Annotated in this window: 19 protein-coding genes; 16 read left to right on the forward strand and 3 right to left on the reverse strand. The window is 65.7% G+C overall.

Features of this window, described 5'->3' with window-relative positions; translation table 11 throughout:
- Positions 1 to 102 precede the first annotated feature (102 nt).
- Positions 103 to 858 carry an RNA polymerase sigma factor FliA gene (locus ASD71_RS23165; RefSeq protein WP_056570165.1) on the reverse strand — a complete coding sequence of 252 codons (756 nt, stop codon included), beginning with the start codon at positions 856 to 858 and terminating at the stop codon, positions 103 to 105.
- A 426-nt stretch (positions 859 to 1,284) separates the two neighbouring features.
- On the opposite strand from ASD71_RS23165, the gene flhD reads away from it, so the two are divergent.
- The 16 genes from flhD to flhF all read left to right on the forward strand — a co-directional run bounded on the left by flhD (position 1,285) and on the right by flhF (position 20,638).
- Positions 1,285 to 1,608, forward strand: coding sequence for a flagellar transcriptional regulator FlhD (gene flhD / locus ASD71_RS23170; protein ID WP_046806433.1), 324 nt, complete (start codon positions 1,285 to 1,287; stop codon positions 1,606 to 1,608).
- Positions 1,609 to 1,641: 33 nt separating this feature from the next.
- Complete coding sequence (gene flhC / locus ASD71_RS23175) at positions 1,642 to 2,220, forward strand: flagellar transcriptional regulator FlhC (RefSeq protein WP_056570167.1); 579 nt, start codon at positions 1,642 to 1,644, stop codon at positions 2,218 to 2,220.
- A gap of 116 nt (positions 2,221 to 2,336) precedes the next feature.
- Complete coding sequence (motA, locus tag ASD71_RS23180) at positions 2,337 to 3,206, forward strand: flagellar motor stator protein MotA (protein WP_056570169.1); 870 nt, start codon at positions 2,337 to 2,339, stop codon at positions 3,204 to 3,206.
- Positions 3,207 to 3,217: 11 nt separating this feature from the next.
- Positions 3,218 to 4,213 carry a flagellar motor protein MotB gene (gene motB, locus ASD71_RS23185; RefSeq protein WP_056570171.1) on the forward strand — a complete coding sequence of 332 codons (996 nt, stop codon included), beginning with the start codon at positions 3,218 to 3,220 and terminating at the stop codon, positions 4,211 to 4,213.
- On the forward strand, positions 4,210 to 4,590 hold the full coding sequence (locus tag ASD71_RS23190; protein WP_056316568.1) for a response regulator: 381 nt from the start codon (positions 4,210 to 4,212) through the stop codon (positions 4,588 to 4,590). Before motB ends, ASD71_RS23190 begins: the two co-directional genes overlap by 4 nt.
- A 28-nt stretch (positions 4,591 to 4,618) precedes the next feature.
- Positions 4,619 to 6,748, forward strand: coding sequence for a chemotaxis protein CheA (cheA, locus tag ASD71_RS23195; protein WP_056570174.1), 2,130 nt, complete (start codon positions 4,619 to 4,621; stop codon positions 6,746 to 6,748).
- Between the two features lie 17 nt (positions 6,749 to 6,765).
- Positions 6,766 to 7,266: a chemotaxis protein CheW gene (gene cheW / locus ASD71_RS23200; RefSeq protein ID WP_056570175.1), complete on the forward strand. Its 501-nt coding sequence runs from the start codon at positions 6,766 to 6,768 to the stop codon at positions 7,264 to 7,266.
- 93 nt (positions 7,267 to 7,359) lie between these two features.
- Positions 7,360 to 9,063 (forward strand): methyl-accepting chemotaxis protein, encoded by a 1,704-nt coding sequence (locus ASD71_RS23205; protein WP_056570597.1) that lies wholly within the window; start codon positions 7,360 to 7,362, stop codon positions 9,061 to 9,063.
- 8 nt (positions 9,064 to 9,071) lie between these two features.
- Complete coding sequence (locus tag ASD71_RS23210) at positions 9,072 to 9,926, forward strand: CheR family methyltransferase (RefSeq protein WP_056570177.1); 855 nt, start codon at positions 9,072 to 9,074, stop codon at positions 9,924 to 9,926.
- A gap of 22 nt (positions 9,927 to 9,948) precedes the next feature.
- Entirely contained in the window at positions 9,949 to 11,007 is a 1,059-nt protein-coding gene (locus tag ASD71_RS23215; RefSeq protein WP_056570179.1) for a chemotaxis response regulator protein-glutamate methylesterase, read from the forward strand.
- Between the two features lie 51 nt (positions 11,008 to 11,058).
- Positions 11,059 to 11,448: a chemotaxis response regulator CheY gene (gene cheY / locus ASD71_RS23220; protein ID WP_056570180.1), complete on the forward strand. Its 390-nt coding sequence runs from the start codon at positions 11,059 to 11,061 to the stop codon at positions 11,446 to 11,448.
- An 8-nt stretch (positions 11,449 to 11,456) separates the two neighbouring features.
- On the forward strand, positions 11,457 to 12,089 hold the full coding sequence (gene cheZ / locus ASD71_RS23225; RefSeq protein WP_056570181.1) for a protein phosphatase CheZ: 633 nt from the start codon (positions 11,457 to 11,459) through the stop codon (positions 12,087 to 12,089).
- Positions 12,090 to 12,717: 628 nt separating this feature from the next.
- Positions 12,718 to 14,265: a methyl-accepting chemotaxis protein gene (locus ASD71_RS23230; protein ID WP_369818994.1), complete on the forward strand. Its 1,548-nt coding sequence runs from the start codon at positions 12,718 to 12,720 to the stop codon at positions 14,263 to 14,265.
- Between the two features lie 149 nt (positions 14,266 to 14,414).
- Positions 14,415 to 15,569, forward strand: a complete 1,155-nt coding sequence (gene flhB, locus ASD71_RS23235) for a flagellar biosynthesis protein FlhB (RefSeq protein WP_056570182.1) — start codon at positions 14,415 to 14,417, stop codon at positions 15,567 to 15,569.
- 3 nt (positions 15,570 to 15,572) lie between these two features.
- Entirely contained in the window at positions 15,573 to 17,693 is a 2,121-nt protein-coding gene (gene flhA, locus ASD71_RS23240) for a flagellar biosynthesis protein FlhA (RefSeq protein WP_056570184.1), read from the forward strand.
- A complete protein-coding gene (gene flhF, locus ASD71_RS23245) occupies positions 17,690 to 20,638 on the forward strand; it encodes a flagellar biosynthesis protein FlhF (RefSeq protein ID WP_056570186.1) in 2,949 nt (982 codons plus the stop codon). Before flhA ends, flhF begins: the two co-directional genes overlap by 4 nt.
- 87 nt (positions 20,639 to 20,725) lie before the next feature.
- On the opposite strand, the gene ASD71_RS23250 is transcribed toward flhF, so the two are convergent.
- Together ASD71_RS23250 and flgM are read right to left on the reverse strand one after the other, a co-directional pair.
- Positions 20,726 to 21,199 carry a flagella synthesis protein FlgN gene (locus ASD71_RS23250; RefSeq protein WP_056570188.1) on the reverse strand — a complete coding sequence of 158 codons (474 nt, stop codon included), beginning with the start codon at positions 21,197 to 21,199 and terminating at the stop codon, positions 20,726 to 20,728.
- A 31-nt stretch (positions 21,200 to 21,230) separates the two neighbouring features.
- Positions 21,231 to 21,524, reverse strand: a complete 294-nt coding sequence (gene flgM / locus ASD71_RS23255; protein ID WP_056570190.1) for a flagellar biosynthesis anti-sigma factor FlgM — start codon at positions 21,522 to 21,524, stop codon at positions 21,231 to 21,233.
- Positions 21,525 to 21,542: the final 18 nt, after the last annotated feature.

Here is a 21,542-nt window from a genome sequence, read left to right on the forward strand (position 1 = left end):
GGCTAGCAGCCCCACCGCGCCCCGGAAGGCATGAACAAGGTCCGATTTTCCCCCTGAATCCGCGCTGGCTGAAAGCCGCCCGGCGTCCGCAGGCCGGGAAAATCAGATGATCTGCGCGATCTGCCCCTCCTGGGGCAATTCCTGCCAGGCCTGATCCTTCAGCCGCGCCCGGATGCGCGCGGTCGCCTGCGACCGCAACTGGCACACCCGTGCCTCGGTCACATTCATGATCGCGCCGATTTCCTTCAGGTTCAGCCCCTGCTCGTAACACAGCGACAGCAACAGCTTTTCGCGGTCGGGCAGGGCGTCGATGGCGTGAACCAGAGCCTGCCGGAAGTCGCCGGCCAGCAGCGAGTCCAGCGGGTTGCCGCTGGGCGCGCCGTGATTCAGCGTGGCGGACCAGTCGGCCTGGCCGGACGCCGAATCCGGCTCGGTGGTGAAGTCTTCATAGTGGACGATCTGCACGCCTTGCGCGTCGTGCAGCAGCGTCTGGTATTCGTCGATCGGCAGCTCGAGCTGCGCCGCGATCTCGGCCTCGGTGGGCGCGCGCATCAAACGCTGTTCCAGAAACTGGATCGCTTGGTCGATCTTGCGCGCCTTCGTGCGCACGCTGCGCGGCAACCAATCCTGGCCGCGAAGCTCGTCAAGCATCGCGCCACGGATACGTGTCGTGGCGTAGGTCTCGAACTGCGCGTCCGCGGTTTCCTGGTAACGGCGGACGGCGTCGAGCAGGCCGATCATGCCGGCTTGTATCAAGTCGTCGAGTTCGACGCTGGCGGGTAGCCGGGCGAGCAATTGCAGGGCCAGCTTCCGAACTAGCGGCGCATATTCGACCAGGCTGTCATCTGCGTGGGGCATTGCGGGAATTCTGGCGGAGTCCATCGTGAAGCGCGGTCGTGTTGCCAATTTGCGACATTGTCGACAAGCGCGGCTACGGTAATGCGGGCGAATCTTAAGAATCGCTAAGTTGGCATTGTCGGCAATGGGCGGCCGTTCATTTCAGGAAGTACGCAACGTTTTGAATGCTTATTTGGCAAATTGGCGAGAATTTGTCACGAACTTGTATGTCAAGGTGTGTCTAGAAAGGCACGTTGCGCAACATCAACAAAGATTTGTCATATAAGTCATAGAAAATGACATGACCTGTGGTAAATTTTACTTAATTTGCGAACAAATGATACATTTCGCATTAAAACAGGATGCAGCAAGCGGACAGGTAACAAACGTTGCCTGACGCCACGAGTAATCAAGCCCCTCGGGTGGGATAGGGATAGGGAGTACAGCGTGCAACAAGTCGAAAATTCTTTGCTGGCAGACATTCGCGAAGTGAATCTGTCGTATCTGTTACTGGCTCAGCGCATGTTGCGGGACGATTTCGCCGCATCGATGTTCCGCCTGGGTTTCAGTAACGAAGTCGCTGACATTCTCATGCGTCTCTCGCCGGCGCAACTCGTGAAACTGGCCAGCTCCAGCTCGCTGCTGTGCCGCTTCCGTTTTGACGATTACAGCCTGCTGTCGGCGCTGACCCACGACGTTCTGGGTGGTGCACTGCAGCAAGCACATGCAACCATCCTGCTCGCCAAGCAGCCTGTCGAAGAACTGGCCTGACGGCCTCGCGAATCCCACTCGGACACACCTGTCATGGCCTCCAAGAGCGTTTCCCAGGAAGCGGACGACATCCTGCTTGCCAGCTCCATGATTACGCTGGGCGCGCGCCTTCAGGTGCTTGAGGCTGAAACCAGCCTCAGCCATGATCGCCTCGCCCGCCTGTATCGCGAAATCCGCGGCTGCTCGCCACCCAAGGGCATGCTGCCTTTTTCGGTTGACTGGTTCATGACCTGGCTGCCGAATATTCATTCCTCTCTCTTCTATAACGTGTATTCGTTCCTGAATACGCGCACCACCAGCAAGGGCATACGCGCCACCATCGACGCGTATCGCCTGTATCTCGAGAACGCAGGGCAGGAGACTGCGGACGCCGAGCCCGTCCTGAGCTTCACCCGGGCGTGGATGCTGGTGCGATTCTTCGACAGCGGCATGCTGCAGCTTTCCGCGTGCCGGCAGTGCGGCGGTCATTTCATCGCCCACGCCCACGATCCTCAGTCGGATTTCGTGTGCGCCATCTGCCGTCCGCCACCGCGCGCCGGCAAGACCCGCGCGGCGGCAAAAGCACGCGCCGGCAGCCGCCCAGCCCCCATTGCGACCGCCGCTCCGACCTGATCGGGCGTCCAAATACATCAAAAGCCCTGAAAAACACCCCCTAACCCGCCTTTTTGGGGCAGGGGGGACAGGGGATCATTGACGCAAGTTATAGACTTCGTTGGCAGGGGCCCGTTGTGTTGATTGTTATCGGTTTTCTTGTGGTGATCGTGTCGGTCGTCGGCAGCTTCATGGCGCTGGGCGGACACATGGGCGCGCTTTACCAGCCCTTCGAGCTGACGCTGATCTTCGGCGCGGCGTTCGGAGCGTTCCTGGCGGGCAACAGCAAGAAGTCGCTGATGCTGGTCAAGAAGGCGCTTCCGGACGCGCTCAAGAGCTCGCGCTACGGCAAGGACGTCTACATGGAGCTGATGGCGCTCCTGTACGTGCTGCTGAACAAGGCGCGCCGCGAAGGCCTGATGGCCATCGAGTCGCATATCGAGGATCCGGGCTCCAGCCCGATCTTCAGCGAATATCCCCGTATCGCCAAAGACGAGAAGCTCATGGAGTTCATCACGGACTACCTGCGCATCATGATCAGCGGCAACATGAGCTCGTTCGAGATCGAGACGCTCATGGACGAGGAAATCGAAACCTACCGCCACGAGCGCGAAGTGCCGGCTCATGCGCTGCAGCAGATGGCCGACGGCCTGCCTGCTTTCGGTATCGTGGCCGCGGTGCTGGGCGTGATCAAGGCGCTGGCCGCCGTGGATCAGCCGCCCGCCATCCTGGGTGACCTGATCTCCAAGGCCATGGTCGGCACGTTCCTGGGTATTTTGCTGGCGTACGGCTTTGTGGGTCCGCTGGCCTCCCGCGTGGAGCGCCGCACGGACGAAGCCATGAAGGTGCTCGAATGCATCAAGACGACGCTGCTGGCCAGCATGAACGGCTACCCGCCTCAGCTTGCGGTGGAGTTCGGACGCAAGGTGCTGTTCTCGGCGGTGCGGCCCACCTTCGGTGAGCTGGAAGAGCACGTCCGGCAGACCAAGTCGACCGGCAAGGCCTGACGGAGCGGGCCATGAGCACGGTAAATAATCACCGTGTGGTGATCCGCCGCAAGAAGGTCAAGGGCGGCGGGCACCACGGGGGCAGCTGGAAGATCGCGTACGCCGACTTCATTACGGCAATGATGGCGTTCTTCCTGGTGATGTGGCTGGTCAGCATCGTGCCGAAGGAAGAACTGAAAGGCATCGCCGAGTATTTCCGCATGCCGCTGCGCGTCGCCATCACGGGCGGCCCCAGCAGCTCGGCGGAAACAAGCGCCGTGCCCGGCGGCGGGCAGGACCCGCTGCGCAGCGAGGGCGATGTGCGCCGTGGCCAGGGCAACCGGGTCGAGTCCCAGCCCATGGGCGACGCCGAGCGCCGCGAGCAGCATCGCCTCGAAAACCTCAAGCGGCGCCTCGAGAACGTCATCGAGACGAGCCCCGTCCTGAAATCCTTCCGGCCGCAGCTCCTCATCGACCTGACGACCGAAGGGCTGCGCATCCAGATCATCGACAACCAGAACCGCCCGATGTTCGCGACCGGCCGCGCCGAAGTGCAGCCGTACATGCGCGACATCCTGCGCGAGCTGGGGCCGGTGCTGAACGAATTGCCGAACAGGGTGAGCATCTCCGGTCATACCGACGCGTCGCAGTATGCGCGCGGCGAACGCGCCTACAGCAATTGGGAGCTGTCGGCCGACCGGGCGAACGCCTCGCGCCAGGAATTGGTGGCAGGCGGCATGAACGAAAGCAAGGTCATGCGCATCCAGGGTCTGTCTTCAAGCATGAGTCTGGTTAAAGATGATCCGTATGCAGCCGTTAATAGACGCATCAGCCTGGTGGTGCTCAACCAAAGCACCCAGAAGCGGATCGAGAGCGAGAACGCCGCAGCCGCGGACGTGAGCGCCAAGGATGCGCGCGAGGTGGGGTCGGCCGTGCAGGCGGTGCAAGCCGCCAGCCAGGCCGCAACGGCAACCAAGCAGGGCGAGGCGGAGAACACCCCGCCCGCTGAAGGGGTTCAACAACAATGACGGCAACGATACTCGTGGCGGACGATTCCACGACCATGCGGATGATCGTGCAGGCGACGCTGACCGGCGCAGGCTGGAAGGTGTTGACGGCTTGCAACGGCCAGGAAGCGCTGGAGGTGGCGATGGCCAACCCGGTGGATCTGGTCGTCAGTGACTGGAACATGCCGGTGAAGGGCGGTCTGGAGTTGATCCAGGGGTTGCGCGAAGAGGATCGGTACATGGATGTGCCGGTGCTGGTGCTGACCACCGAGGACGACGTGGACAGCAAGATGGCAGCCCGGGATCTGGGCGTTTGCGGCTGGCTTTCCAAGCCGGTGGATCCCGATGTGCTGGTGGAATTGGCGACCGAACTGCTCGATGAGCAGGCCGGCGCGTAGCAGGTTCATTTAGAAAGGCGTACGGGTCATGAGTTCTGGTTTGGACCTCAGTCAGTTTTACGAGACCTTTTTCGACGAGGCGGACGAGCTGCTTGCGCAAATGGAGCAGCTGTTGCTCGAGCTCGATGTGGGCGCGCCCGACATCGAGCAGCTCAACGCCATCTTCCGCGCGGCCCATTCGATCAAGGGCGGCGCAGCGACGTTCGGCTGTTTCACTCAGCTGGCGGGTACGACCCATCTGCTTGAGAACCTTCTGGACGCGATCCGGCGTGGCGAAATGGCGCTGCGCACGGACATGATTGATATTTTCTTGGAAACGAAAGACGTGCTCAAAAGCCAACTGGATGCCTATCGGGCCTCCGAAGAGCCCGATGACGCCGTGTTTGAGCGTATTTGCGCCGTATTGAGGCAGCTTGCGCTGGAGCATCAGGACCCCGCCGCCGCAGCCGCTGCGCCCGCGCCCGCTGCTGCGCCGGTCGCCGCCCCGGCGCCCGCACCCGTGCAGCAGGCGCCCCAGCCTGCGCCGGCCGCGCCGGTCGAACCTGCCGCATCGGCCGCCGATGCTGACGGCCTGCCGCTGCGCGTGCGCATCACCAAGGTGTCCGACAAGGATGCCGCGTCCCTGCTCGAAGAAATGGGCAACCTGGGCGCCGTCAAGGCGAGCGAACGCGCCAACGGCGTGCTGACCGTCTGGGTGGAAAGCACCTGCACGCCGGAAGACATCGAAGCGGTGTGCTGCTTCATCGTCGACGGCGACCAATTGAACATCGCCCGTGAAGCGGCGCCGGCAAGCGGCGACGCCGCGCCTGTGGCCGCCGAAGCGGCGCCTGCCGCGCAAGCCGCGCCGGTTGCCGAGGCTGCCGCAGCCCCGGTTGCGCCCGAAGCGCCTGCCGCCGATGCTGGCGCGCCGGCCGCCCGTGCCGCCGCGCGTCCGGCCGCTGCCACCGCTGCCCATGCAGACAAGGAATCGACCTCGATCCGCGTCGGCGTCGAAAAAGTCGACCAGGTCATCAACCTGGTGGGTGAGCTTGTCATCACGCAAGCCATGCTGGCGCAGACCGCCTCCACGCTGGATCCGGTGCTGCACGATCGTCTGCTGAACGGCATGGAGCAGCTCGAGCGCAATGCGCGCGATCTGCAGGAAGCCGTCATGTCGATCCGCATGATGCCGATGGACTACGTGTTCAGCCGCTTCCCGCGCCTGGTGCGCGATATCGCCGGCAAGATGGGCAAGCAGATCGAACTGCAAACCTACGGCCGCGCGACCGAGCTGGACAAGAGCCTGATCGAACGCATCATCGACCCGCTGACCCACCTGGTGCGCAACAGCCTGGACCACGGCATCGAAACGCCTGAAAAGCGTGTCGCCGCCGGCAAGGATCCGGTTGGCCAGCTGGTGCTGTCCGCGCAGCACAACGGCGGCAACATCGTCATTGAAGTCAGCGACGACGGTGGTGGCCTGAGCCGCGAGAAGATTCTGAAGAAGGCCATGGCGCAAGGCCTGGCCATCAACGAAAACTCGCCCGACGACGAGATCTGGCAGCTGATTTTCGCGCCTGGTTTCTCCACCGCCGAAAAGGTCACGGACATTTCCGGCCGTGGCGTGGGCATGGACGTGGTGCGCCGGAACATTCAGGACATGGGCGGCCACGTGCAGCTGTCGTGCGAGCCGGGCCACGGCACCACGACGCGCATCGTGCTGCCGCTGACGCTGGCCATTCTGGACGGCATGTCGGTGCGGGTGGGCGAAGAAACCTTCATCCTGCCGCTGAACCACGTCACCGAATCGCTCCAGCCCACCAATGACCAGATCTACTCGGTCGCCGGCAACGAGCGCGTCATGCACGTGCGCGGTGAATACCTGCCGCTGGTCGAGATGCACCGGGTGTTCTCGGTGGGCGAGGCCCAGACCGATCCCACCCAGGCGATCGCCGTCATCATGCAGGCCGAGGACCGGCGCTTCGCGCTGCTGGTCGATCACCTGATCGGGCAGCACCAGGTCGTGGTGAAAAATCTGGAATCGAATTACCGCAAGGTCCCGGGCATTTCCGCCGCCACCATTCTTGGCGATGGCAGCGTGGCCCTGATTGTCGACGTATTTGCGCTCGCGCGCGCCAACCGGGAGCGCTGGTCGCAGCCCGAAGCCGTTCTGAATTGATGGAGCACTAAAAAATCATGGCAGCCAAACCGCAAGCGCAAGCCGCGCGCAATGAAGATGTCGGCAGCGAGTTCCTGGTCTTCACGCTGGGCGACGAGGAATACGGGATCGACATCCTGAAGGTGCAGGAAATCCGCGGCTACGACGCCGACACGGTGACCCGCATCGCGAATGTCCCGCCGTTCATCAAGGGCGTGACGAACCTGCGCGGCATCATCGTGCCGATCGTCGACCTGCGCATCAAGTTCAACCTGGGCCGCGTCGACTACAACGAGCAGACCGTTGTCATCATCCTCAACCTCGACCGCCGTGTCGTTGGCATCGTGGTGGACGGCGTGTCGGACGTGCTGATGCTCAACTCGGGTCAGGTTCGTCCGGCTCCCGAGTTCGGCGCCACGCTGTCGACCGAGTACCTGACGGGCCTGGGCACCGTGGACGAGCGCATGCTGATCCTGGTGGACATTGAAAAGATGATGACCAGCGACGAAATGGCGCTGGTGGAGAAGGTAGCCTCCTGATCGGAGTCTGGCCGGAATGCGGGGTAAAGGCGCCATATTGATCGCGATGTGGCGCTTTCCTTTAACGATTGCAGTCAAGGGATGGTTCTTGTGATGCGCAAGTTTTTCGCGAACATGACGATACGCAGCAGCCTGTTGTGGGTGCTGGCGTTCTTCTCATTCATGTTGGTGATTGGTGCCGCGCTGGGCGTGTTGTCGTTGCGCATCAGCAATGGGACGCTGGCCGAGATCAAGCAATCGCAGGAACTGGACGACGCCGTCGGCCGCGTGGTGATGAGCCACAAGGACACGCTGAACGGCCTGGCGCGTGCCGCCACGTTGAACTACGCGGACATCGTGCGCAGCGTGGGTCAGCCGACCCTGCTGGCGCAAGGACTGTCCAGCGAGGCCGCCGGCCTGCTCGAGCGCGCCAAGGCGTCGCTGAACAAGGGCCAGGCCGAGTTTGATTTCTTCAAGACCTTGCCGCGGCCGCCCGAGGCAGCCGAGGCCCTGAAGGAAATCGACGATGCCTATGCGGCGCTGGTGCAGCAGGGCGTCGCACCCCTGGTCGCCGCGCTGGAAAAGGCCGACATGCCGGCCTACCAGACGCAGATTCAAAAAGTGCAGGATGCGCTGGAAGGCCGCTTTGCGCGCGCCGTCGAAGGCTTTGATTTCTGGCGCGCCAGCAAGATGACGGACGCGTTCGAAGTGGCGCAGGTGCGCTACCAGTTCGTGCTGATGGCCGTCAGCGCCGGCGGCATCATTGCCGCGCTGCTGGTGTTTGCCACGTACGTCTTCCTGCGCCGCCGCGTGCTGCAGCCGCTCAAGGATGCTGGTCACCATTTCGACCGCATTGCCGGCGGCGACCTGACGGCTCGCGTCGAAGCTACCAACACCAATGAAATCGGCCAGCTTTTCGCGGCGCTCAAGCGCATGCAGGAAAGCCTGACCCGCACGGTGGCCTCGGTGCGCCGCGGCGTGGACGAAATCAATGTCGGCTCGCACGAAATCGCGGCCGGCAACACGGACCTGTCCAGCCGCACGGAGCAGCAGGCCGCTTCGCTGGAAGAGACCGCCGCCTCGATGGAGGAGCTGGCCTCGACCGTGAAGCAGAACGCGGACAACGCGCGGCAGGCCAACCAGTTGGCGGCCAGCGCGTCGGACGTGGCCGAGCGCGGTGGCGCGGCGGTGTCGGAAGTGGTGCACACCATGGAAGGCATCTCGGCCAGCTCGCGCAAGATTTCGGAAATCGTGTCGGTCATCGACGGCATCGCTTTCCAGACGAACATCCTGGCGCTGAACGCGGCGGTGGAAGCTGCCCGCGCGGGCGAGCAGGGCAAGGGCTTTGCGGTGGTGGCGGGCGAAGTGCGCTCGCTGGCGCAGCGCAGCGCTCAGGCCGCCAAGGAAATCAAGGGTCTGATCGAGGACTCCGTGACCAAGGTGGGCGCGGGTTCGCAGCAGGTCGAACGCGCCGGCTCCACGATGCAGGAAATCGTGGCTTCGGTGAAGCGCGTGACGGACATCATGGGCGAGATTTCGGCGGCGTCCGAAGAGCAGTCGAGCGGCATCGACCAGGTGAACCGCGCGGTGTCGCAGATGGATGAAGTGACGCAGCAGAACGCGGCGTTGGTGGAACAAGCCGCGGCCGCCGCCGGCTCGCTGCAGGAACAGGCGCAGCGCCTGGCCGAAGCGGTGGCCGTGTTCAAGATCAATACGGGCGAGGTCATCGAAGTGCCGGCGCATCGGCTGTCATCGGTGCGCGCCACCTATGACGACGCCCGCCTGCATGCGCCCGATGCGCCTGCTCTGGGACGCTGAGGATACGCGTGGCAACTTCGGCGAATACGGCCCCGTCCATTTCGGTGGACCGCCAGTTTGATTTCCGTGACGCGGACTTTTCCCGCGTCCGCAAGATGATCCACGCGCGCGCCGGCATTTCGCTCGGCACGCACAAGCGCGAGATGGTCTACAGCCGCCTCGCGCGCCGCCTGCGGGCGTTGGGCGGACAGGACTTCGGCAGTTATCTGGACAGCCTGGAGAACGAGCCCGACGCCGCGGAGTGGGAAGACTTCATCAACGCACTCACGACGAACCTGACCGCGTTCTTTCGTGAGTCGCATCACTTTCCGATCCTGGCGGACTTCGCGAAGAAGCGCGGGGGACCCGTTTCGGTGTGGTGCTGCGCAGCCTCGACGGGCGAAGAGCCGTACTCCATCGCGATCACGCTGACTGAGGCCCTGGGCCCGCGCGCCGCCGGTTCGACCGTGCTGGCCACGGACATCGACACCAGCGTGCTGAACCGCGCGCGCACGGCGGTCTATCCGAACGAGCGTGTCGCGAAGATGGAAGACGAGCGCCTGCGCCGCTTTTTCCTGAAGGGACGCGGCTCGAACGAAGGGCATGTGCGGGTCCGGCCCGAGATCGCCGACATGGTGCGCTACGAGACGCTGAACCTGTTGTCGTCGTCGTGGGGGATCACCGAGAAGTTCGACGTGATCTTCTGCCGCAACATCATGATCTATTTCGACAAGCCGACGCAGGCCAAGATCCTGGAGCGGTTCGTGCCGCTCATGAAGCCGGGCGGCCTGCTGTTTGCCGGCCACTCCGAGAACTTCACGTACATCAGCCGGGATTTCCGTCTGCGCGGGCAGACAGTCTACGAATGCGCAAATAAGGCCTGACCGGGCCAGGGCAGCAAACAAGATGAAGAAAATAAGCGTTTTGTGTGTGGATGACTCCGCGCTTGTGCGAGGCTTGATGACCGAAATCATCAATAGCCAGCCGGATATGGAAGTGGTTGCGACCGCACCCGATCCTCTGGTCGCGCGCGACCTGATCAAGCGTCACAACCCCGACGTGCTGACGCTGGACGTGGAAATGCCCCGCATGGACGGGCTGGATTTCCTGGAAAAGCTGATGCGCCTGCGCCCCATGCCGGTGGTGATGGTGTCGTCGCTGACCGAGCGCGGCGGCGAAATCACGCTGCGCGCGCTGGAGCTGGGCGCCATCGACTTCGTGACTAAGCCCAAGCTGGGCATCCGCGACGGCCTGCTCGAATACACGGAACTCATCGCCGACAAGATTCGCGCGGCGTCGCGCGCCAAGCTGCGCGCGCCGACGCCCCATGCGGCGCAGGCTGCGCCGGCGCCCATGCTGCGCCGTCCGCTGTCCAGCTCGGAAAAGCTGGTCATCGTGGGCGCGTCCACGGGCGGCACCGAAGCCATTCGCGAAGTCCTGCAGCCGCTGCCGCCGGACAGCCCGGCGATCCTGATCACGCAGCACATGCCGGCCGGCTTCACGCGGTCGTTCGCGCAGCGCCTGGACGCGCTGTGCGCCGTGACCGTGCGCGAGGCCGTACATGGCGAGCGCGTGCTGCCGGGCCACGTGTATCTGGCGCCGGGCGGCGAAATGCACATGCGGCTGGGCCGCAGCGGCGCCAACTACGTCATCGAGCTGGAAGCCAGCGAACCAGTCAACCGCCACCGTCCGTCCGTGGACGTGCTGTTCAACTCCGCGGCCGTCGCAGCGGGCAAGAACGCCATCGGCGTGATCCTGACGGGCATGGGCAAGGATGGCGCCACCGGCATGCTGGCCATGCACCGGGCGGGCGCCCACACGATCGCGCAGGACGAAGCAAGCTGCGTGGTCTTCGGCATGCCCCGCGAGGCCATTGCCATCGGGGCTGCAAGTGAAGTGGTGCCGTTGTCGGCGATGAGCGAACGCATTCTGACTCGCCTGGGCGACCGTGGGCACCGCGTTTAACGCGGGCTGACGCCACGATCGGTCTCAAGCAAATTTTTTCTGGAGTGAAAGATGGTAGACAAGGGCCTGAAGATTCTGGTGGTGGATGACTTCCCCACCATGCGGCGGATCATCCGCAACCTGCTCAAGGAGCTGGGTTTCGAAAACGTGGATGAGGCCGAGGACGGCGCCATTGGCCTGGAGAAGCTGCGCAACGGCGGCTTCCAGTTCGTGGTGTCCGACTGGAATATGCCCAACCTGGACGGTCTGGAGATGCTCAAGCAGATCCGCGCCGACGCGTCGCTGGCCTCGCTGCCGGTGCTGATGGTGACGGCGGAAGCCAAGAAGGAAAACATCGTTGCCGCAGCCCAGGCCGGCGCCAACGGGTACGTGGTCAAGCCTTTCACCGCGGCAACGCTGGAGGAAAAGCTGACCAAGATCTTCGAGAAACTTGGCGGCTGAGGCGTGCGATGAGCTCAACGGAAACCGTCGACCCGGCAGAGTCGCCAGACCTCATCCATCGCATCGCCTCGCTGACCCGCATGCTGCGCGACAGCATGCGCGAACTGGGCCTGGACCAGGCGATCAAGGACGCCGCCAATGCGATCCCCGACGCCCGCGACCGCCTGCGGTACGTGGCGCAGATGACCGAACAGGCCGCCAATCGGGTGCTCAACGCCACCGAGCAGGCCGGTCCGATCCAGGACAACATGTCGCGTTCGGCGCAGGCGCTGGATAGCCGTTGGCAGCAATGGTATGACCAGCCGCTGGAGATGCCGGAAGCGCGCGAACTGGTGCAGGACACGCGGGCCTTCCTGGCCGACGTGCCCAAACAGACGCAGCAGACGCAGTCCAAGCTGATGGAAATCATCATGGCCCAGGATTTCCAGGACCTGACGGGCCAGGTCATCATGCGCATGATGGACGTGGTGGGCGCGATCGAACGCGAACTGCTGCAGGTGCTGCTGGACAACGTGCCGCAAGAGCGCCGCGATGAAGCCAACAGCCTGCTCAACGGTCCGCAAATCAACCCGCAAGGCAAGACCGACGTGGTCACCAGCCAGGACCAGGTCGACGACCTGCTGGCCAGCCTGGGCTTCTAAACCCGGCTTTCGCGCGATGTCCGGCGTTGGCGGGAAAGCGGATCGCCTTCCCGCCCACATGCTCCAGAGGCGCCGGATGCCGCGCGGGGTTACTCGCGGGTGTCAGACACCGGCGTGCTAACCCGGTGTCTGACACCCGGGTGGCGTCATCGTTACGCGCCCGGCTGCTTCAGGGGTGTCAGACACCTCCATCCAGGCATCCCTAGGTGTCTGACACCCTYCAGAGACACGCTTCATAAGYCTGGATGCCCCTTGGGTGTCTGACACCCKGGTGGCGTCATCGTTACGTGCCCGGCTGCTTCAGGGGTGTCAGACACCTCCATCCAGGCATCCCTAGGTGTCTGACACCCTCCAGAGACACGCTTCATAAGTCTGGATGCCCCTTGGGTGTCTGACACCGTCCAGATAAGTCTCGTTGGGTGTCTGACACCGTCCAGCTCTCCGCCGTGCGGATGCAGCCGTTCGGCTTCCCTCTCATGACGTATTCCCTAAGGGTGCAATCGCTGCCCGGCCGATAGACTCCTGCCAACAATAATCGGGGCCTTGCAGCGTGAGACAAGGCGCGCTTTGCGCGTCAGGCCATGGATGCCCACAGAAGGCGGTCCAGGCCAGGGAGAGGAGGTTCATTGTGGCCAGATCCGTATTCCGCCTGGGCGGCATGTGGGGCTTGTTGCGTCGGCTCAATCGCGGCGACGCGATGCTGTCGGAGCGCGCCCTGTCTTTCAGTCCGGCCGCCTGGCCGTTGTACCGGTTTCTTGCGCAGATCCGCCTGCGGGTCATGACCGTGCGCCAGTCCAGCATCGAGATCGCGCTCAACGCGGCGCGCACGCAGTTCCAGGCGGGACGCTGTTCGCTGCTGGCGCGCGAGCAGGCCAGGGCTGCCGAGGCGCTCGCGGTCAGCGGCGCGCAGATCGCCGACCTGTCCGCGTCCACGTCCACGCATGCGCGGGATATCGCGGCGGTCTCCGGACAGAATCTGCACGCCGCGCAGCAGGCGCTGGCCGAGCTTACCGAGGTCAAGGAGCGCGTCGATCGCATGACGCGCGAGATGGCGGCGTTTACCGAAGTCGTGGAGCAATTGGCCGCCCGCGCGCACTCGGTGGGCGACATCAGCAAGGCGATCAAGGGCATTGCGCTGCAGACGCAGCTGCTGGCGTTGAACGCGGGCGTCGAGGCCGCCCGGGCAGGAGATGCGGGCCGCGGCTTTGCGGTGGTGGCCAGCGAGGTCGGCCGGCTGGCCGAGCGCGTCAACAGCGCCACCGGCGATATCGGCCGCCACACGGCTGAGATGCTGGGCCTCGTCGAGTCCACCCAGCGCCAGACCGGCACGCTGCGCGAGGACGTGGATGCGTCGGGCGCCGTGCTGAACCGCACCTGTGGCGGATTCGAGCGCTTCGTGCGCGACTTCGACAGCATGAACCGGCAGGTGGGCGAAGTGGTCCAGGCGATCGGCGAGGTCGACGCGACCAATCACGGCATGAGCCAGGATGTCGGGCGCATCGCGGCGCTGAGCGCGGACGTGCTGGAACGGGTGGGCAGCATGTCGGGCGAGATCGACCGTATCCGCCGCCAGACGGAAAGCGTCCAGGAGGTGCTGGCCGACATGCGCACAGGCGATACCGCGTTCGACAGCCTGTCGGCGTCGCTGCAGGCGTTTGCCGATGCGGCGGCCGGGCTGCTGCACGATGCCCGGCGGCGCGGCGTGGACGTGTTCGACCGGCACTATCAACGCATCCCCGGCAGCGAGCCGCCGCGCTATCACACGGCGTATGACCGGACCATCGACGAGCCGCTGACGCGCCTGCTCGATAGCGTGCTGGAGGCAGTGCCGGGCGCCATCTACACGATTCTGGTGGACAACCGGGGCTACGCGCCGGCCCACAACAGCCGATTCTCGCAGGCGCCAACGGGGGATCCGAAGGTCGACATCGTCCGGGTGCGCAACAAGCGGATCTTTGACGATCCGGTGGGCGCCCGGCTGGCCGCCAACACGGGGGCTCAGTTGTTTCAGACGTACTCGCGCGATACCGGCGAGATCGTCAACGACATTTCCTTGCCCATTTATCTGGGACCGGAACACTGGGGCGCCGTGCGTATCGGGCTGGATTACGCGCGCTTTCAGGCCATTCTGGACGGGCAGGCCGGCGACGGCCGGGTGGCGCGGGCGGCGGGTTGATCGCACGGCGCCCGGCAGCCGGCGGCGCATCCGGGAATAGCGCCGCTTTCCCCCCGTTTCTTGGCATATCGCCAACCCCCGGCGCCTCCTAGAATCTCGGCGGGCGGCTTGCATTTCCACGTCAGCGAGCCGCAACAATCCCGTAGAGCATGTCCGAAGAAAGCGACCTCGAGAAATCCGAAGCCGCCTCTCCCAGGCGCCTGGAAAAGGCGCGCGAGGAGGGGCAGATTGCGCGTTCCCGGGAACTGGGCACGTTCATGATGCTGGCCGTCGGTGTCGCCGCGATCTGGGCGAGCGGCGGGTCGCTGTACAAGGGCCTGAGCGGCGTGCTGCGCAACGGGCTGGCGTTCGATCAGCGCGTCGCGCTGGATCCTGGGGTCATGATCGAGCAGGCGGTAAGCGGTTTCGGCCATGCGCTGATGGTGCTGCTGCCGATCTTCGGTCTGCTGGCGGTGGTGGCGGTGCTGTCGAGCGTGGCGCTGGGCGGTCTGGTGATTTCGACCAAGCCGCTGACACCCAATTTTTCGAAGCTCAGCCCGCTGGCGGGCTTGAAGCGCATGTTCTCGTCGCAGACGGTGGTGGAGCTGATCAAGGCGCTGGCCAAGGCGATGCTGGTTGGCGGCGTGGCGGTCTGGGTCATCTGGCGCTACCACGACGACATGATGGGGCTGATGCACGTGGCGCCGTCGGCCGCGCTGACCAAGGCGCTGAGCCTGGTGGCGATGTGCTGCGCCTTCATCGTGGCCTCGCTGCTCATCATCGTCTTGCTGGACGTGCCCTGGCAGATCTGGAGCCACCTGAAGAAGCTGCGAATGTCCAAGGAAGACGTGCGCCAGGAACACAAGGAAAGCGAAGGCGATCCGCATGTGAAGGCGCGCATCCGGCAGCAGCAGCGCCAGGCGGCCCGCCGGCGCATGATGTCCGAGGTGCCGAAGGCCGACGTCGTCGTGACCAACCCGACGCACTATGCGGTGGCGCTGAAGTACGACGAATCGAAGGGCGGCGCGCCGCGCGTGCTGGCCAAGGGCACGGGCCTGATCGCCGCGAAGATCCGCGAACTGGCCGCCGAGAACAAGATTCCCACATTGGAGGCGCCGCCGCTGGCGCGCGCCCTGCATCAACACGTCGAGCTGGGGCAAGAAATCCCGGCCGAGCTGTATACCGCGGTGGCGGAAGTGCTGGCATGGGTTTTCCAGCTACGATCCTGGCGCTCGGGCTGGGGGCTTGAACCGTCGGCCCCCACGAAACTGAACGTGCCAGCCGAACTGGACCCGCAGGCTAAAACCGCAGGACAAGGAGTTTAAGGAATGAGCGCACTGCTCACCATGTTGAAGAATAACGGCGCCATGCACGCGCGGCTGCTGGCGGGTCCCATCCTGATCGTGATGGTGCTGGGCATGATGGTGCTGCCCTTGCCCACGTTCCTCTTGGACTTGCTGTTCACCTTCAACATCGCGTTGTCCGTGATGATCCTGCTGGTGGCCATGTTCACGCGCAAGCCGCTGGACTTTGCCGCGTTCCCGGCCGTGCTGCTGTTCGCCACGCTGCTGCGCCTGTCGCTGAACGTCGCGTCCACCCGGGTCGTGCTGCTGCACGGTCACACGGGTCCGGACGCCGCGGGTAAGGTGATCGAGGCCTTCGGCCACTTCCTGGTGGGCGGCAACTTCGCCGTCGGGATCATCGTCTTCATCATCCTGACCATCATCAACTTCATCGTCATCACCAAGGGTGCGGGCCGTATCGCGGAAGTGGGCGCGCGTTTCACCCTGGACGCCATGCCCGGCAAGCAGATGGCGATCGACGCGGACCTGAACGCCGGCCTGATCGGCGAAGACGAGGCGCGCAAGCGCCGCGCGGAAGTGTCGCAGGAGTCGGACTTCTTCGGCTCGATGGACGGCGCCAGCAAGTTCGTGCGCGGCGACGCCATCGCCGGCCTTTTGATCATGGCGATCAACGTCATCGGCGGTCTGGTCGTCGGCGTGGCGCAGCACGACATGTCCATGGGCGATGCCGGCCGCGTCTACACGCTGCTGACCATCGGCGACGGTCTGGTTGCCCAGATCCCCGCGCTGGTGATCTCCACCGCCGCCGGTGTGGTCGTGTCGCGCGTGTCGACGGACCAGGACATCGGCCAGCAGATCATCAGCCAGCTCTTTTCGAATCCGAGCGTGCTGTTCCTGACCGCCGGCATCATCGGCATCATGGGTCTCATCCCCAACATGCCCCACATCGCGTTCCTGACGCTGGCCGGCGCGCTGGGCTGGGGCGGTTGGGCGCTGCTCAAACGCAGGAAGGCCGCCGCCGTGGCCGCCGAGGAGATACCGCCGCAGGCGATCACCCAGGCGCAGGCCGCGGCCGCCGAAGCAAGCTGGGAAGACGTGTCGATGGTGGATCAGCTGGGGCTGGAAGTGGGCTACCGCCTGATTCCGCTGGTGGATCACGCCCAGAACGGCGAGCTGCTGCACCGCATCCGCAGCCTGCGCAAGAAGTTTGCCCAGGACGTCGGCTTTCTGCCGCCCGTGGTGCACATCCGCGACAACCTGGAACTCAAGCCCAACGATTACCGCATCCTCTTGTCGGGCGTGGAAGTGGGCAATGGCGTCGCGATGCCCGGCCAGTGGCTGGCCATCGACCCGGGCGGCGTGACCATGCAGATCAAGGGCACGCCGACGACCGATCCGGCGTTCGGCCTGCCGGCGCTGTGGATCGACAGTTCGCTGCGCGATCAGGCGCAGGTGGCCGGTTACACGGTGGTGGATGCGGGCACGGTCGTGGCCACGCACCTGAATCACCTGATGCACCGCCACGGCTCGAACCTGCTGGGCCGCCAGGAAGTGCAGCAGCTGCTGGACCGCATCGGCCGCGACGCGCCGAAGCTGGTCGAGGACCTGGTGCCCAAGACGCTATCGCTTACCGCGCTGCAGAAGGTGCTGCAGGGCCTTCTGTCGGAAGAGGTGCCGATCCGCGACATGCGCACCATCATCGACACGCTGTCCGAACACGGTCCGCGCCTGGCCGCGATGGCAGCCGGGTCGGGCGGGCAGCCGGACATCAACGAACTGATCGCGCTGACGCGCCGCGCGCTCGGCCGCGCCATCACGCAGCAATGGTTCCCCGGCGAGGGCGAGCTGCGGGTGATCGGCCTGGATGTGAAGCTGGAACGCGTGCTGTCGCAAGCCATGACGACCAGCGGCGGTCTGGAGCCGGGCCTTGCCGATACGCTGCTGCGCGAGGCGCAAGCGGCGGTCGAACGGCAGGAATCACAGGGCAATGCGCCGGTGCTGCTGGTGTCGCCGGTGCTGCGCGCGCCGCTGTCGCGCTTCCTGCGCCACCACCTGCCGCAACTGGGTGTGTTGTCGAATACGGAAATTCCCGATGAGCGCATCGTCCGCGTGACGGCGCTGATCGGCGGGAGCAACGGGCAATGAAGATCAGCCGCTTTTACGGGGCCAACACCCGTGACGTGATGCGTCAGGTGCGCGAGGCCTTGGGGCCGGACGCGCTGATCGTGTCGAACCGCAGTGTCGACGGCGGCATCGAGGTGCTGGCCACCATCGACGGCGCCTTCGATGACGCGCCGCAACCGCAGACCCCGCCGCGCGAAGCGCCGGCCTATGCGCCGCCGGCTCAGGAACGCCAGCCCGCGGCGCCGTCGTTCCGCGAGCCGGCTGGGTTTGAGCGGCCGCAGGTAACGCCTGTCGCCATGCCGCCTCTGCCGCCTGCCGCGATGCCGCCTGTCGTGTCCCCCGCGATGGCGCCCGCCGGCTATGCGACGCCGGCGCGATCCATTGCCGCCTACCAGTCCGCGTACGCGGCGTCGGCCCAGCCGGAGATTGAACCGTCCCCGGCAGAATTCACACCCGCTGCACCGTCGCCGGTGGCCGCGACGGCGGCCGCGCCTCAGCCGACCGCGCCTCAGCCGGCCGCGCCTATGCCGGCCGCGCCTATGCCGGCCGCGCCAATTCGCGTCGAGCTGCCGCCGCTTGCGCCCGTTGCACGCATGGCGCCGTCTCCCGCCATGCCCGAGCGCATGGTCACTGCGTCTGCGCCCGCCGCCGCCATGGCCGCCGCGCCGGCGACCGCCTATCACGCGCCGCAAAGCTACGCTGCGCCGCCCGGACCCGTGCAAGCGCCCGCCATTCCGCCCGCAGCGCCGCCGCAACCTGCCACGCTGCATGCCGCACCGCCCATGGGCCGCACGCCCGATGCCCCCGTGCGGCCGCCGCAGGGCCTGCCGCCCGCGAATCTGCCGGCCGATACGGCCGCCGGTCTGCAGGACGCGATCAGCGCCTTGCGTGGCGCGATGGAAAGCCGCATGGACGGCCTGCTGTGGGGTGGCCGCCAGGGTCCGGGCCGCGAGCCGGCTGGCGCCGCGCTGTTCCGCAGCCTGCTGGACGCCGGTTTCAGCACCAAGCTGGTCCGCACGCTGGTCGAGCGCCTGCCGCAAGGCCTCTCCACCGAGGCCGCGTTGAGCTGGGCACGCAATGAACTGGTGACGCACCTGCCGGTGGTGCGTTCCGAAGACGAATTCCTGGCCGGCGGCGTGTACGCGCTGGTCGGTCCGACCGGCGTGGGCAAGACCACGACGCTGGCCAAGCTGGCCGCCCGCTGCGTGGCGCGCGAAGGGCGCGAGCAGGTCGCCATGCTGACGACCGACCTGTTCCGGATCGGCGCGCTGGAACAATTGCAGATCTACGGCCGCCTGATGGGCGTGCCGGCGCACTCGGTGCGCGATGCCGGCGAGCTGCGCCGCATCCTGGCTGAACTCGGCAACCGCAAGATCGTGCTGATCGACACCACCGGGATCAGCCAGCGCGATCGCCTGGTGGCCGAGCAGGCGTCGATGCTGTGCAACGCGGGCAAGCCCGTTCGCCGGCTGCTGGTGCTCAATGCCGCCAGCCAGGGCGACACGCTGGACGAGGTGGCGCACGCCTATCGCAATGGGGTCGGCGAGGACGTCGCCGGCTGCATCATCACCAAGCTGGACGAAGCCACCCGCCTGGGCGCGGCGCTGGACACCGCCATCCGCCACCGTCTGCCGATCCATTACATGTCCGTCGGCCAGAAGGTGCCCGAGCACATGGAACTGGCCCGCGCGGACGTGCTGATCGACCGCGCGTTTTCGATGGTGGAGCGCGCCCGCGCGCTGTACACCCCGAGCGAGGCCGATCTGGCGTCGCTGGTGTCGTCGTCGCGCGAGCCGGACGCCGTGGACCCGGCGCGCCGCCGCCAGTTGCTGGCCTCGGCCATCCTGCCGCAGCAGGGCGGTGCGGGTTCGATCGCCGCGGCCCAGAGCCTGGACGACACCATTTCGTGGCTGGACAGGGACCCGGCGTGCCTGCAAGCGCGTAGCGCCTGGCGCGAGTACGTCAGCGACGGCGCGGGCGCCAGCCTGGCCGCGCTGGGCGACGAGCCGCTGGCGATGGTGCGCCGCGAGTTTTCCGCCGTCTGCAACCGCAACCTGCTCGTGATGCACGGCAAGACCGCCATGAAAGGCGAGGCCTTGCCCGGCGGCGCGCTGCTAGGCGCGTTGTTGATGAGCGATCGCGGGGCCGCGCTGGCGTCGCCCGCGCAGCAGCTCGTGCTGCCGCATGGCATGTTGACCTCTTTTTCGCCCGCCGCGCCGGCCCAGCCGGATGCGGCGGCCGCGTTGCAGGCCCGCGTGCAGTGGCTGGGCGAGCGCCTGCAGTCCGTGCCGCTGGTTCACATGCTGGAGGCCGGCACGGTTGCGTTGTGGCAGCTGTTGAGCGAGCAGGGGGTGTCCTGGGTGGCGCGTTGCGCGGGTGGCACGCGGGTGATCCAGGATGAATGCCCGACCAACCTGAATGCCGTCGGCAAGAGCGTGGGCTACCTGCCCGTGGGCCAGCCCGGCGACATGCCGGGCCTGCGCCCGGCGTCCGGCGGCAAAACCGCGCCGCTGGCACTGTGGGCCTCCGGCACCGAAGTCGTGCTGCCGGGCAAGGGGCAGGGCGCGAGCGTTCGCCTCATCTGCGCGCGTCTGATCGACACGGTCACCGGCGAGGTCGCGGGCCAGTTGTTTGGCGCCACGAACCTGCCGGCTTCGCAGGCGGACGCGGCGACGATCGCGCGCTGGCTGGTCCTGCAGGACGAGGCCAAGGCGGCGTTCCGTTACATGGCCAATGCCTGGCAGGCGCTGCCCGCCGTCGATGGCGCCCACACGCTGGCGCGCCAGTCGCTCATGGCCGGGCAGCTCGGCGCGGCCTGCTGGCAACTGGCCCATTCGCCGGCGGCCGACGTCGTGCGTGGGCCGCTGTCGGGCATCGTGGGCACCGAACGCAAGCTGTCGGGCAAGATGCTGCCGGTGGCGCTGCTGAAGATGTTTGCGCTGCTGGAGATGACGGGCGGGGCGTGAGGCCGCAAAACCCATCTAGCGTGAACGAATAAAAAAACGGCGTGCCATGCACGCCGTTTTCTTTTGGACGGAGGTCCGGGGAGGGCTTCAGCCTGCCACAATCGGCCGGCGTCCCGGCGCGCTGCGGGCGCCGCGGCCTTGCGCGTCGTAGGTCGAGGCGCTGCCGACGCCGACGTTGCGCAGGGCGTCCAGCGACTGCTGGGTGTAACGCAGATGCACGTCGATCAGGGCGCCGTTGCGCATATTGATTTCGCTGGCGGAGGCCGACTTGGTCAGCAGGGCGTGCCACACGCCGGACAGCTGCGGATATTGCGCCGCGGCCTGTTCGGTGCCGACGTGGCCCGCGGGCAGGCCGATTTCGGTGAGCAGGTTGTCACGCGTCTGGCTCAGGTCGACCAACTGCTGCGCGATGCCGCGCTTGCGCTCGGTGATCTGGTTCAGCGCCTCGACGCTGCCCTGGCTGACCAGGACCTCGGTTTCTTCCTCGAGGATCGAGGAGAATTCGGAGATCAGGGTGTCTTCCTGCTTCATGCAGGATTGCAGGGAATCGACGAGGCTCATGACAGACGGCTCAATGGAGAGAAGGGACGGGCTATTTCAGCAGGTCTCGGGCGCTGGCGATCAGGCTGTCGGCGATGCGGCCGGTGTCGATCTTGAGCTGTCCGGAGGCGATCGCGGCGCGAATGGCGGCAACGCGCTCGACATTGATGTCGTTCGAGCCGTCTTGCATGGCCAGCATCTTGCGCGACGCCGAGCTCAGCGCGACTTGCGAGCTGCTCGAGCCGGTGGCGCTGCCGGCGCCATAAGCTTGACTGACCGCGGACTCGGCGCGGGCACCGACGGCATCGGCTGCTAGGGGCCGGTTGGTGGTCGAATTGATTTTCAAGGTTTTCTCCGCAGGGCG

Origin of the sequence: Achromobacter sp. Root565 (genome assembly GCF_001427425.1) — a bacterium.
Taxonomy (GTDB): domain Bacteria; phylum Pseudomonadota; class Gammaproteobacteria; order Burkholderiales; family Burkholderiaceae_B; genus Achromobacter; species Achromobacter spanius_D.